The sequence below is a fragment of the Pseudomonas sp. 3HC3 genome (assembly GCF_044904505.1).
Classification (GTDB): Bacteria; Pseudomonadota; Gammaproteobacteria; order Pseudomonadales; family Pseudomonadaceae; genus Aquipseudomonas; species Aquipseudomonas putida_Y.
In genome coordinates, this window is record NZ_JADDRH010000009.1 from 23962 (window position 1) to 37294 (window position 13333).

Genomic DNA, 13333 nt, shown 5'->3' on the forward strand with positions numbered 1-13333 from the left:
ACTGCCAGAGCGTCTGGCACGGGAGCAGGGCCGTATAAGAACAGGGAGTTGATCGTGTCCAGATCAGTGAGTGAAGTAAAGGTGTTGGTAGTTGATGACCAACCGGTCATTGTCGAGCAACTGAGTGAATTCCTCCAAACCAAGGGCTATGCCTGCGTTACAGCCCTCTCAACCGACGAAGCCATCGAGCACTATGTGGCAGACCCGACCATCGGCTTGCTCATCTGTGACCTGCACATGCCAGATCGGGATGGCATCGAGCTGGTGCGCGCCTTGAAGGAAATCAACGGCAGCCAGCGCACGTTCGAAGCCATCATGTTGACAGGGCGTGCCGAGAAACAGGACTTGATCCGGGCGATACGCGAAGGTTTTGCCGATTACTACCAGAAGCCGATGGACCTCGATGAACTGCTGGCAGGCGTCCGCCGGCAGGAAGAGGCCTTGCTGGAGCGGCGGCGCAACCTCAGTGATCTGGGTGGATTGAACCAGCGCTTGCAGGAACTGGCCGAGTCGGTGGACGAACTGTATCAGGACCTGGAAAAAGCCCGTGGCCAAGGCACCCACCGGCGTGCCAGTGATGCAGAAGAAAGCGAAAGCGAGCTACCAGCAGCGTTCGAGAAACTGTCACCACGCCAACTGGAAGTGGCGCGCCTGGTTAGCAAGGGCAAGACCAATTACCAGATCGCCTGCGAACTGGGCATTACCGAAAACACCGTGAAGCTGTATGTATCTCAGGTATTGCGTTTGACGCATATGCACAACCGCACCCAATTGGCTCTGGCGCTGACCCCTAGCTCGTCGCCCGTGCACCAGCGGTTCACGACCCATTGAGTGAAGGCTCGGCACACCATTCTGGAGCGGCCTAGCGCTGCGAAAGGCTGCTCCTGCAAGCCCATAGTTGCCTGCTACAACTGGATCGCCAGGTTCAACGACAGCCGAGGCCCACGGTCCAGGCTATCCAGTGCCACATCCGCCAACGGCTTGGCCACTTCCAGCGCCACATTGAACATATGCCCACCCCCTAACCGCACACCCAGCGCCACCGAAGCCAGATGGGCGTCCTCCACCGGTCCCCGGTTATGCCAGGCCTGTGCGGTATCCACCACCGCATAGGGCTGAACCCGCGCAAGCCAGCTACTTCGCATGCTGTAGTTAAGCTCGTAAGCCACACCCCAGCCCTTGTCACCGTCCGCCTGATCGCGCGGGTAGCCACGCCCGAAATTCTGCCCGCCAAACCCCGCACGCTCACTGTCGGGCAAGCGATCGTCACTCCAGTACAACGCACCGGATACCACCCCCTGCCAGTTATCCAACAGCCTGTCGCTCTGCAGACCGGAAAGCCGCAAGCGCAGGAAATCGAGATCGTAGTCAGCATCGCTGCGTGCTCCCAGGTAGTCCAGCCCCTGATGGACCCCGGCACTGACGATACGCAAACGCCCCTGCTCCACCTTGCGCCAGTCACCTTCGAATGACAGCGCCCGCACATAGGTGTCGTACTTGCGGGACGGTGGCTGTTCGGCCATCCGGTCTTCACCATGCTCACTGACTGAATACACGTGGCCCTGCACCGCCAGCCACTCATTGGGCCCTACAACCACCGGCTGACGCAGGCCGATCGCATAGCGCTCACTGTCGTGCTTGCGGGTGATATCGCGGCCATCGTCCAAACGTATGCGCGTGCCGGGCTCGCTGCGGTAGCGCGACGCCGACAGCAGCAGTTGGCTTCCGGCGGCGTCCAGGTACTGGCTGTAATCTAGACGCTGGTAGTAGACCCGGTCATTGCCAGGGGGCAGCAGCCAGCTGGCCGTTACGCGTTCGCCATGGCGGGTCTGGGCATTGCTGGCTACGGTGATCAGGGCCTGTGCAGCATCACGGCTGGAGTCGGCCACGGTCACAGCGGCGCTGAGCGGCTTGCGCCGTGCATGCACGGTCAGTTGGGCGACACCATCGGCAGCCCGCGCCATTGCCAGTTCGGCCTCTACCACGACCCCTGGCATGCGCGTAGCCAGGCCCAGATAGCGCTCCAGCGTTTCGCGGGTCAGTGGGCGCTCGGCCTCAATGCGCGCCAGCAACTGCTGCAAATACTCATTGGCCGGTCCAATATCGCCATCCACGCGGTAATCACGTACGTAACCTTCGACCAGCACCACGTTGACCCTGCCATCAGCCACATCCTGAGGCGGCAGGTAGGCATATGACAGCAAGTAGCCCTCCTGCCGGTAGCGTTGGGTCAGGCGCTGGGTGTATTGCTGCAATTCACCCAGCGTGGTGTCGCGCCCGATCAGCGGCTGATAGTGTTCGCGCAGGTCGCCCAAGGGGAACACCGTGCCGCCCTCGAAGCGCACTTTATGCAGTACCAGCCGGGTGTTGGCCGGGGCCCAGCCAGGGTTGTCGATAGCCGTCCCTGCCAGCCGTATGCTGGGGCGCACAGGGTAGTAGTCCGTCATCGGCAGGTTGGCGCTGGGCAGACGCCGGTCGTATTCATGGCTGTCGAGAAACGCCGGCAACGGCTCGGCGTGGGCAGCAAGTGCCCAAAGCAGCAACATCAGGGGCACGACCAGAGGACGCATAGGGCACTCCATGTTCCCATGGGTTGCGGGGCACCAGCTGGTCACACCCGTCACTTGCAAGCGTAGGTGCTGGCCCGGCTGCCGTCGAACACCTACTCGCTGACCTGGAACGCCACCCGCGCCGTCTGACCGCTTTCGTCCAGCGCGCTGAGTTCGGCCTGTCCGACCTGTGGCAAACGCAGCAACAGGCTGTCCTGCCCTTGGGTTTCGCCCAACGGTCGGCCGTTGAGGAACCACCAGCGCCGTCCGCCACCCCCCAAGGCAGATACCTGCAATTGCAACGGCTCAGTGCTGGTGGCCGGGCGGCGCAGATTGTCGCCTGGGCGCACGCCGACAATCGACAGCGGTGGTGCACTGGCCGGCGCCTGCGGCGGGCAGGTCGGGTCGATGGCCGGCAAACGTGCCGTGCGCCGCTCGACACGGGGTAGCCACGGCTCCAGCGGCGCCGGCCACAGGGCGATGTCACGAGCCCTGGCGCCCGGGCAGCTACCATCGACCCGCAGGCCCTGCTCGTTGACCCACACTGTTTCGCGCAAGCCCAGGCCCAGCGGCTGGTCGGCTGCCTGCAAGGTTGGCGGCGTGGTGCCGTCCAGGGTCCATGCAAAGCGCTGACGCCGACAGTTGGTGTCCTGCTTGCTCATCGGTTGGCCCAGCGGCCAACAGATCGCCGCAACGCCGATATTCGCAGGTACCCGCTCTACCGGTACGCTGATGCCGCGTTGGCTGTCGCGATTGCTCAACAGATCGTGCACCTGCAACATCAGCGGCGCTGCCGACGCCAGGCCGAACTGCCCGGGTACCGGCGTACCGTCGGGGCGGCCAATCCATACGCCGATCAGGTAGCGCGGCCCCACGCCAATCGACCAGGCATCGCGAAAGCCGTAGCTGGTGCCGGTTTTCCAGGCCAATTTCGGGCGCTGCACCAGTTCGGCGTGCGGGTCACGGTCCGGGCGCGCCTGGCCACTGAGGATACGCCGGATGATCCACGCCGCCCCTGGCGACAGCAACCGGTGCTCCACCAAGGGGGCCTGTGGCTGTAAGCGCACCTGCGCACTGTTACCCCCCCGCGCCAGCGCCGCGTAGCCACCAACCAAGTCTTCCAGCCGGCTGCCGGCACCGCCCAGGATCAACGACAGGTTGGGCTCGGCAAGGGGCGGCAGTATCAGCGGCATGCCCGCCATGCGCAGTTGCGCGGCAAAGCGTTTCGGGCCGTAGGCTTCCAGCAATTGCACGGCGGGCAGGTTGAGCGACAGGGCCAGCGCCGAGCTGGCCGACACCGGCCCGCTGAAACCCATGGAGAAGTTGCCGGGGCGGTAGTCGCCGTAGCGTCGCGGAACATCCTGCAACAGCGATTCGGAATGGATCAGGCCATCGTCCAGCGCCATGCCGTAGAGAAAAGGCTTGAGGGTGGAGCCGGGCGAACGTAGCGAGCGCACCATGTCGACATGGCCAAAGCGGCGCTCATCAGACAAATCTACCGAGCCCAGGTACGCGCGCACCGCCATGGTCTGCGCTTCAACCACCAGAATGGCGGCCGAGGTACGCTCCGGCAGCCGTGCGCGCCAGCCCAGCAGCAAGTCTTCGAGGCGCCGCTGAAGCGCAGCGTCAAGCGTGGTGCGGATCAGCGGCGGGCTGTCCGCGCGGTTCAGGCGCCGGGCCAGCAATGGCGCCAGGGCCGGCTCCTGCCGCGGCGCCAGCACCAGCGGCTCCTCGGCCGCCTCGCGGATTTGCTGGGCCGGCCATACCTGGTATTCAGCCAGGCGCTGCAGCACCTTGTCCCGGGCACGTTGGGCACGCTCGGGGTGGCGGTCCGGGCGCAGCCGGCTGGGTGCCTGGGGCAGCACGGCCAGCAGTGCCGCTTCAGCAGGTGTCAGGTGCAAGGGGGACTTGCCCAGGTACGCCCAGCTGGCTGCCGCCACGCCCTGAAGCGTGCCGCCGAAAGGTGCGCGGTTCAGGTAGATCTGCAGGATGTCGCGCTTGGACAAGTGCCATTCCAGCTGCAACGTGCGCCATAGCTGGCGCAGTTTACCAACCAGGGTACGGTCGTGCGGGTCGAGCAGGCGTGCAACCTGCATCGACAATGTGCTGCCGCCCGACACGACACGCCCGCCGCGCAGGTTCAGCCAGGCCGCGCGGGCCAAGGCCAGCGGGTTGACCCCTGGGTGGTTGTAGAACCAACGGTCCTCGTAAGTCAGCAAGGCCTGCAGGTAAAGCGGCGAAACCTCTTCGGGGCTTACGGGGTAGCGCCACACGCCATCAGCATCAGCAAAGCGCCACAACGGCGTGCCGTCTTCGGCCAGCACTACCCGGGCCAGGTCGTCACCCGGCATCGGCAACGGCCAGATACGATCAGCCAGCCAGAACAGGCCGCCCAGCACCAGCAAACCGATCAAAGCAGCACGCAACAACCTGCCCGCACGGCTGCATGGTCGCGTTAAGCTTGGCATCGGGAACCGACCTGGCCAGGTAATGGCCAAAGGCTTTGGGACGACAACCTCGCCGAGTTTTTCATCAGGAAGCAACTATGCATGTAGAAGGTTTTTTCGAATGGCTGGGCCAGGCACTGGGGTCGTTGATCCGCTTCATCGTCGACGCATTGAGCGGGCTGTTCAACCTGCTGGCCAATGCCGGTGGCAACTTCATCGATGGTCTGTCGCGCACCTTGGGCATGGACACCTCGCTGCTGAGTATCCTGGCCCTGATCATCGGCCTGATGCTGCTGTACTCGGCAATCCGCGCATTCATGCGCGCCTCGATCATCCTCGGGATCATCTGGCTGGTGCTGGGGTTGTGGGTGATGAGCTGGGTGATTCACTGAACGCACAATGGCATACCCTTGCAGGAGCAGCACACGGCTGCTCCTGCAGATAAGCGTGCTGCGTCAGCGGGCTTTCACGGTCATCTCCCCTTGCCCATCCCCCACGGCCTGCAAGTTCGGCCGATACATAGACTCGACCTGCGGCGGCGGCACGCGGTAAGTGCCCGGTGTCACCGCTCGCGCCAGGTACAGCAGGTGGGTGGTGCCATAGCCGTCAAGCTTGAGCGCGGCAACATAACGGTCATCACGGTACTCCTGATGCACCACGCTGGCGTTCTGCATCGACTCGCGCCACGCCTTCACTGCAGTGCTGGCGTTGTCCAGGCTGGCCGCGCTTTGAGCCAGGTTCTGGTTTTCCAGCTCCAGGCCTGCCGGCAGCAGGTCCACCACCAGCGCGTCCGGCACGCGGTCCTCGGCTTTCAGCGCCAGGTGCACGAGCACAAGGTCGCCACTGCGCAGGTTGTGCACGTCCAGCGGCTGGCCATTCATGCCCAGGTACTCTCTGCGAATCTGCAGGCCGTTGCCGCCAGCAGCAGGCGCCTGTCGTGGGTAGCCCGACAGAGTCAGCTGCTGGTACAACGTCTCACTGCCCTCGTTCTGCACGCTCAGTGGCGAGGCCAGTAACGGACCTTCCAGCTTCATGCCGGCCTCGGCATTGTTCAACTCGCGCACTTCACCCGCGCTGTCCAGGCGTGCCTGCCACTGGCCTTCCGGCTTGCCCAGCAGGCCACGGCCAGCGAGGAACAGTGCATTGCGCTCTTGGGTCGACAGCCAACGGTTGGCCGCCAGTTCATCCGACAAGGCGAACAGGCGCTGATCGACCTGGCTGCTGGCCAGGTTGCTTTCCTGTAGCAGCGCCAGGATCAGCGCCTGGTCACGCAGGGCGCTGCCGTAATCGGCCAGCCAGCCTTTGCCCCGGCTGATGCCTAGGCCCGCCTGCAAGGCTTGCTCGGCACGCGGTTTGTCGCCCATTTTGTCCAGCGCCACCGCCAGTTGTACCAGCGGCAGACCGGAACGTGCATCGGCGCGACGTTCGAACAGGCCGCGCAGGGCACCCAACGGCGCCTGCTGGCTGCGCGACAGCACCAGCGCCGCATAGGCCTGCACGGCAAAGCGCGTGTGGTCGGCATTTTCGCTGTAGTCGACTTCGATCAGGTTGCGTTCCTGCAGGTAACGCAGCAGGCGCTCACTGGCCTTCTTCAGTGCCTCGGCAGGCACGCCGTAACCTTGGTCACGGGCACGCAGCAGGAAGTCGGTAACATAGGCGGTGAGCCAGTACTCTTCTTCGCTGTCCGAACTCCACAGGCCAAAGCTGCCGTTGTAGCGCTGCATCCCCAGCAAGTGCTCGATGCCCATTTCGATCTTGCGCTTGCGCACATCCGCCGGCTCGCCCTTGATGCCCAGGCGCTTGAGGCTGTCGGCATCGGCGTACAGCGAGGGGTACAGGCCACTGGTGGTCTGTTCGAGGCAGCCGTAGGGGTAGGCTTGCAGCGCGCGAATCTGCTCGGCAAGGTTTAGCGGCGGTCGGCTCGACAAGGCCAGGCTGGCTTCAAGGCCAGCGGGTTCGAAGGCGGCCAGGTCTGCTTCGGGCAGGGTCCACGGCTGGTCCTTCAGAGCCACACGGTAGTGCTTGAGCATTGCCGGGTAGGCCGGGCGCACGCCCAGCGTCCACTCACGCTCGAACGCTGTGATCGGCTCGTTCGGCAGTTTCAGGCCAGTCACCCGGACATGCACCTTGCCCTGCCCCAGACCACCCTGGGCCTGCACCGGAATCATCAGCGTCGAGCGCTGCCCTTCGGCCAGGTTAACGCTCTGCACGGCGTTGGCCGCCAAGCTCAGTTGCCCTTCTGTGGTGATTTCGACGTTCAGTTGCTGGGCGCGGCCAGACAGGTTGGCCAGGTCCAGTGCCAGGCTGGTACGGTCGCCACCGGCCAGGAAGCGCGGGGCCGAAAGCTCGGCAATCAACGGTGCGGCGACCACGGTCTTGCCTTCAGCCATGCCGAAGTGCTCTTCGGTCCAGGCCTGGGCCATCAACCGCAGTTCGCCGTTGAAGTCGGGGATATCGACTGTGGCTTGGCCCTCACCCTTGTCGTCCAGCGTCACCGGCAGGCTCTGCTGGGCAACGATGGTTACCGTAGTGTTGGGTCGCTTGCCCCCCTTGGCCATCGCTGCGTCACCACCGAATGCCAGGCTGGCCAGGCGGCCCTGCCCGGCCTCGATCAGTTGGCCGTAGATGTCCAGTTGATCGGCACCATAGGCCTTGCGCCCGAACAGGCTGGCGAACGGGTCGGGGGTTTTGAAATCGGTGATGTTGAGGATGCCCACGTCCACCGCCGACAACAGCACATGCACCTGCCTGGGCACGCTGCCATCGGCGTTGGCGGCCTTGATCTTCACCGTCAACGGCTGTTTCGGGCGCATTTTCTCCGGTGCCTGCAGGCTCAGCGCAAGCTTGCGCTCGGCGCGGTCCAGCGGCAGGTGCAGCACGCCCACGGCGCGCTTGGGCGTGGCATTGGCCTTGCGCTCACCAGGGCGGATAACCAACGCGCTGATGTACAGATCGTGACGGGCCCAGGCCTTGTCCAGTTGCACGTCAAAGGTCTTGCCTTCGGCGGGCACATCGATTTCCTGCCACCACAGCGGGCCATCGCTGGACTCGATCATCAGGTAGCCGCTGCCCGCAGCGGGCGGGGTGACGGTGACCTTGGCGGTAGCGCCATCGGCGTAGGAGGGTTTGTCCAGCGCCAGCTTGACCTGGTCCGGTCGCACCGCGCCGCCCTCAGCGTTGTCCTGGGCACGATAGCCGGCCCAGAAGCGCTCACTGGATACCAGACCGGTCTGCGGGTCTTCCACCTCGACGCGGTAAGGGCCCCATTCAACCTGGAAGCTGAGCTTGGCAGTGGAACCTGCCTTGACGCTGATCGTCTCTTCGTTCTGGGTCAGGAATTTCTCGTTGTAGGCATAACTCCAGCCGTCGCTTTGCGAGTAATTCCAGTAGTAATCGCGGCGTTCACGAACAAGGCGCACCTTGAGCGCATCGGCCGCCAGTTTGTGACCGTCGCGGTCGGCCACCAGAAATTCAAATTCCACCGGCCCGTTGCTATCAGTTTCCTCACCTTCGAACAGGCCTCGCAGGCCCGGCAGGCGCTCAGCCGGCCAGATAGGCTGCTCCAGGCGCCTGGTGATCGGCCGGCCACCCGACTCCTGCAGGCTGGCCTGCACGGTAAGTTGCAGCGGAGAGCGGGCTTCGGCCCAACGGCTTTCGATATCGACCACCGCCTTGCCGGCCTGGTCAAGGGTGACTTCGTCCAGTTCCAGGTCCTGGTTCAGATCGGTTTCGGTGACCGAACCGAACTGGTAACCAGGCAACGCCGGTACCGCCTCGCGCAACGGGCGTACATAGGCCTGACCGCTCAGGCGGTTGCCGGCGGCCGGGGCGCCATAGAGGTAACGGCCATTGACCTGGATGCGCGCATCTTCATCCGGCGAAAGCGGTTTGCTGCTGCCCTTGAGTTCCAGCGCGAGGCGCTCGGGCAGGAAGTCTTCGACAAGAAATTCATAGACCTGCTTGCGCCCGCCCCCCAGGTCGAGCAGCAGTTGCCAACGGCCCGTCGGGGCCTCGGTGGCCAATTGCAACTGGTACTGGTACAAGCCATTGCTGTCGGCTTCCCAGACGAACTTGCGGCTCACCTGTTCATCCGGGCGACGCACTTCCACGCTCACCGGTTGGGCTTTGACCGGCTTGCCGTCCTGGTCGCGCAGCAGGCCGTTGAGCAGCACCGTCTCACCCGGGCGGTACAGGTCACGCGGGCCGAAGATGAAGAACTGCAGCGGGTTGGCCTGAGGCCCGGTGATGTCGAATTCGGCCAGGTCCAGGGCTGCGGTGTTCAGGCGCAGCAACGTGGTATGCACGCCCTGGGTGGCGATCAGGGTATCGGCCTTGGGCGTGATCGGCAGCTGGGCATGCCCCTTGCCATCGGTAGTGGCCTGGGCCAGCAGCTTGCCCTTTTCATCATGGATTTCCAGGTTGACGCCGCTCAGCGCTTTACCGCCTTCCAGGGCTTGCGCAAACACGTCGATCCGGTCGCGGTAGCGGTGGGCCGACACGCCGATGTCGCTAAGGGTGAACAGGGTTGCCGGCTGAGAATAATCGTAGGTACCCGAGGCGCGCATCACAGCCAGGTACACGCCTGGCGCCTGCAACGGCTTGATGCCGGCAATCGGCAACAACACGGTCTCACGCGTGTTGCGTGCCGGGTTGAGATCGAAGCGGCCGCTGTAGACCAGCTCGGCCATGTCCAGGGTTTCCTTGGACTGGTAGTAGTACAGGCTGCTGTTGCGCCCCCAGTTGGCCAGGAAGGTCGAGAGCATGTCTGGCTTGACGCGAAAGAACTCGACATCCACCTTGTCGACGTTCAGGGCAATCACCGGCAGGCCTTCGGCCAGACGCGTAGGCAGCAGCGAGCCGCGGCTGGCAAAGCCGATGGTCGGCTGCATGTCGCGGGTTTCCAGGCGGGTGATCGACTCGCTGTCCAGCTGCTTGCCATTGACTGCCAGCAGCCCCTTGTCGACGGTCAGCACCAGCTTGCGCTGCGGCTCCAGGTGGCGCAAGCGCAGCTCCATCTGGTTGTCGGAGAGTTCCCAGGCTCCGTCGAGCTTGCCTTTGACGGTATCTACCAGGTGAACTTTGTTGGTGAAGTCCTGCTTGGCATCCAGCGGTACGGAAAAGCTGACTGACAGCGTTGCCGCGCCATCGAGCTGCACTTCCGATACGTCCAACACCGTGAGTTCGCGGCCCTCATAGCGCTTGGCGAGCAAGGCCGGGTCCTCACGCTTGGGGGCGGAAGCTTCGGCGGGCGCGGGCGCCACGGTTTTCTCGACCGGCGCCGGTTTGCCTGGCGTGGAAGAGTCACAGGCACTGAGCAACGCCAGCGCGCAGGCCAGCAACAATCCTTTGTTGAACATGAGATAGGAACTCTTGGGCAGCGTGTACGTGAGGGCAGCAACTATAGCGCAACGTCAGGTACAGCACCCGGCGTTGCGCGCCAGGTCAGACCATGGTCGCGCTAAATGGTTGCCTGGTCGGTACACTGTGGCCATTCGTTAAAAGGGGGCCGCGTTGCGCCCCTTCGCGGGCTTGCCCGCTCCCACAGGTTTGGCGTCGGCCGCAAGAGCAACACTTTCCTGTGGGGGCGAGCAAGCTCGCGAAGGGGCACACAGCGGCCCCAAAATCTCATGGAATGCACATGCCCCAACTCGCTGCCGACTGGCGCCACCGCCCCACCCACCGCAAGGTCTGGGTGCTGGCCGCGCCGATGATCCTGTCCAACATCTCGGTACCGCTGGTGGCGCTGGTCGACAGCACGGTCATCGGCCATCTTCCGCACGCCCACCAGCTGGGCGCCGTGGCCGTGGGCGCCACCTTGTTCACCTTCATGGTCGGCCTGATGGGCTTCCTGCGCATGGGCTCCACCGGCTTCGCTGCTCAGGCTGCCGGCCGTGGCGACGGTGCAGCGTTACGCCAGGTACTGGTGCAAGGGCTGCTGCTGGCGGTCGGCTTCGCCCTGTTGATCGGCCTGCTAGCCTTGCCCTTCAGCCAGCTGGCACTTCATGCGATGCAACCCAGCGCAGCCCTGCAGCAATCCACCGAAGACTTCTTCCATACCCGCCTGCTTGGCCTGCCTGCGGCGCTGGCCAGTTACGCGCTGGTCGGCTGGTTCCTCGGCACCCAGAACGCCAGGGCTCCACTGGCAATCCTGCTGACCACCAACCTGCTGAACATCGCCTTGAACCTGTGGTTCGTGCTGGGCCTGGACTGGGGCGTACTGGGCTCGGCGCGGGCGTCGGTGATTGCCGAATGGAGTGCCGCCCTGCTCGGCCTGGCCTTGACCCGTCCGGCCCTGCGGGCCTACCCGGGGCAGATCGTGTGGGCAGCGCTCAAGCGCTGGCAGGCCTGGAGGCCACTGCTGGCGGTGAACCGCGACATCTTCCTGCGCAGCCTGGCGCTGCAACTGGTGTTCCTGCTGATCACCGTGCAGGGCGCGCGCTTGGGTGAGGCCACGGTGGCAGCCAACGCCCTGCTGCTCAACGGCCTGCTGCTGACTGCTTATGCACTCGATGGCCTGGCCCACGCTGTAGAGGCCTTGTGCGGCCATGCCATTGGCGCCCGTGACCGCGACACCCTACGTCGCTCGCTGGTGGTGGCCTGCGGCTGGTCGCTGATCACCAGCCTGGGCTTTGCCGGGCTGTTCCTGCTGGGTGGGCACCTGTTCATCGACTTGCAGACCGACATCGAAAGTGTGCGGGCGGCGGCTTATCCGTATTTGCCCTACCTGGCGTTACTGCCGTTGATCGCGGTGTGGAGTTACTTGCTGGATGGGTTGTTCATCGGCGCGACCCGGGCGCGGGAAATGCGTAATGCGATGCTGGCGTCGGTGCTGGTGGCATTGCCCGTGGCGGTGGCCATGAGCGGGTTTGGCAACCATGGATTATGGTTGGCGTTTCTCGGGTTCATGGGATTGCGGGCGTTGACGTTGGGGTGGGTGGGGTGGCGGTTGCAGGAAAAAGGGCTCTGGGTTCAGTGACGCTGGGGGTAGTACTTTGCCCTCCTAGCTTGCGACCGGTTTTCCGAGCAGCATGACGCAGACGGCAATCAAAAGCCCAGCAGCAAACATCGCGGCTTTGGCGAATTGATTGCGGCGCAGCGATGACAGGATCGCTTGTAGCGACTGCAAAGCGTAATAGGCGACGAACGCCTTTGATGCGTAGGTGATGATCTCGTAAATGCTAGCGCCCCAGGTTATGCCGATCGCAACGAGCGCCGTCACCAGGCTTCCCGCATTTACGGATATGCGGCTATGCGTTGCCTCAGCAAGCAAGCCGCTTGCGCCATTCATGTCGGCGATCGCCGCCGACGACTGGGAAGCAAGGGCTGCCGCAATCAGCAGTGGTGCGACTGCGGCGCCAACCGGGCGAAGCATGTCTATAATCGCCGTCTCGCCCCCTATGGCCTGCGGGCGGTCACAAAACAAATGCGTCACAAGAAAAACGAACCCGACATAGACAAACGTTGATATCAACTGCGCATAGCGCATCGTTCGGATACGTGTCTCCAGATTGTATTCGGCGCCTAAATACCGGGATGTCTCGAAGCCCTGCACCAGTACGATGAGACCTAATAAAATCTGGAACTTGCCAAACCCGGCCTGCGACTCAACCTGAGCCGAAACAGGATGATAGGTTGATGCAAACAAAATAAGCGCCACGATAATTCCGAAAATGACGGAAAGTTTGAGACCGACCGCATTGACCTCGATACGCTCAAGTGCACGCAGGCCACCCGATAGTCCAATCAGGCCAACGGTGGCAATCGCGACGGAGGCGACAATGCGCACGGAAAACCGGTCTTCTACACCCACAATCCGCAGGCCGAAAGCTGCGAACAGGTTGAGGTAGTAGGCAACAGACACGAAATAGGCGAGCGACAGCACTAAGTCGCAGGCACGTTCAATAAGCGCGGCCGTAGGTGGCAGCGCCCCCAAATTGGGCTCCACATAACGAATGTTGTGACGCATCACTGCGCCGTATAGGTAACCGACGAGGCAAAGAGCCAACATGGCAAGCCACGCTGCACCACTGAACGTTCCCGCCAAGATCGGTCCGGCGACCAGGAAGCCAGATCCAATAATAGAGGCCAGTGGCGTCACCGTGGCGCGCCAAAGCCGAGAACCGAGCACTCTCGGATGGAAGAAAATACAGGCGGCCAGGATTGAGGCGAGCAGAAGGCCGGCGTTACTGATCACACGCGGTGCTCCAGAATACCCATCATGAACAATTGATGGTGCCAGAACTGATCGCGATGAAGGGCCAACAGATAATCATATGCAGGGCTGACGGCATACTCCAGTTCGATTGCAAGCATTGTCGATTTCCTCCGCGCGGCTTC

General features: G+C 63.4%; 8 protein-coding genes. 3 read left to right on the forward strand and 5 right to left on the reverse strand.

Going from position 1 to position 13333, the window contains the following annotated elements; genetic code table 11:
* Positions 1–54: 54 nt before the first annotated feature.
* Positions 55–831 carry a response regulator transcription factor gene (locus tag INQ47_RS14410; protein ID WP_252461230.1) on the forward strand — a complete coding sequence of 259 codons (777 nt, stop codon included), beginning with the start codon at positions 55–57 and terminating at the stop codon, positions 829–831.
* 74 nt (positions 832–905) lie between these two features.
* Here INQ47_RS14410 and INQ47_RS14415 read toward each other — a convergent pair whose 3' ends face one another.
* On the reverse strand, positions 906–2570 hold the full coding sequence (locus INQ47_RS14415) for a ShlB/FhaC/HecB family hemolysin secretion/activation protein (protein WP_404701963.1): 1665 nt from the start codon (positions 2568–2570) through the stop codon (positions 906–908).
* A gap of 92 nt (positions 2571–2662) precedes the next feature.
* Complete coding sequence (pbpC, locus tag INQ47_RS14420) at positions 2663–5017, reverse strand: peptidoglycan glycosyltransferase PbpC (protein ID WP_404701964.1); 2355 nt, start codon at positions 5015–5017, stop codon at positions 2663–2665.
* A gap of 77 nt (positions 5018–5094) precedes the next feature.
* Between pbpC and INQ47_RS14425 the strand changes: the two genes are divergently transcribed.
* Entirely contained in the window at positions 5095–5388 is a 294-nt protein-coding gene (locus INQ47_RS14425; RefSeq protein WP_004577004.1) for a hypothetical protein, read from the forward strand.
* Positions 5389–5451: 63 nt separating this feature from the next.
* Here INQ47_RS14425 and INQ47_RS14430 read toward each other — a convergent pair whose 3' ends face one another.
* A complete protein-coding gene (locus INQ47_RS14430) occupies positions 5452–10353 on the reverse strand; it encodes an alpha-2-macroglobulin family protein (RefSeq protein ID WP_404701965.1) in 4902 nt (1633 codons plus the stop codon).
* Between the two features lie 281 nt (positions 10354–10634).
* On the opposite strand from INQ47_RS14430, the gene INQ47_RS14435 reads away from it, so the two are divergent.
* Positions 10635–11972: an MATE family efflux transporter gene (locus INQ47_RS14435; protein ID WP_404701966.1), complete on the forward strand. Its 1338-nt coding sequence runs from the start codon at positions 10635–10637 to the stop codon at positions 11970–11972.
* Positions 11973–11996: 24 nt separating this feature from the next.
* On the opposite strand, the gene INQ47_RS14440 is transcribed toward INQ47_RS14435, so the two are convergent.
* Positions 11997–13190: a hypothetical protein gene (locus INQ47_RS14440; RefSeq protein WP_392521254.1), complete on the reverse strand. Its 1194-nt coding sequence runs from the start codon at positions 13188–13190 to the stop codon at positions 11997–11999.
* The gene (locus INQ47_RS14445; RefSeq protein ID WP_404701967.1) at positions 13187–13309 is read right to left on the reverse strand and encodes a hypothetical protein; all 123 of its coding nucleotides are present in this window, start codon (positions 13307–13309) and stop codon (positions 13187–13189) included. The genes INQ47_RS14440 and INQ47_RS14445 overlap by 4 nt, the downstream gene beginning before the upstream one ends.
* Positions 13310–13333: the final 24 nt, after the last annotated feature.

Bases quoted from the DNA above. Each gene is read 5' to 3' on its own strand.
- pbpC (WP_404701964.1), bottom strand. From the start codon at position 5,017: ATGCCAAGCTTAACGCGACCATGCAGCCGTGCGGGCAGGTTGTTGCGT.
- INQ47_RS14445 (WP_404701967.1), bottom strand. From the start codon at position 13,309: ATGCTTGCAATCGAACTGGAGTATGCCGTCAGCCCTGCATATGATTAT.
- INQ47_RS14435 (WP_404701966.1), top strand. From the start codon at position 10,635: ATGCCCCAACTCGCTGCCGACTGGCGCCACCGCCCCACCCACCGCAAG.
- INQ47_RS14425 (WP_004577004.1), top strand. From the start codon at position 5,095: ATGCATGTAGAAGGTTTTTTCGAATGGCTGGGCCAGGCACTGGGGTCG.
- INQ47_RS14430 (WP_404701965.1), bottom strand. From the start codon at position 10,353: ATGTTCAACAAAGGATTGTTGCTGGCCTGCGCGCTGGCGTTGCTCAGT.
- INQ47_RS14415 (WP_404701963.1), bottom strand. From the start codon at position 2,570: ATGCGTCCTCTGGTCGTGCCCCTGATGTTGCTGCTTTGGGCACTTGCT.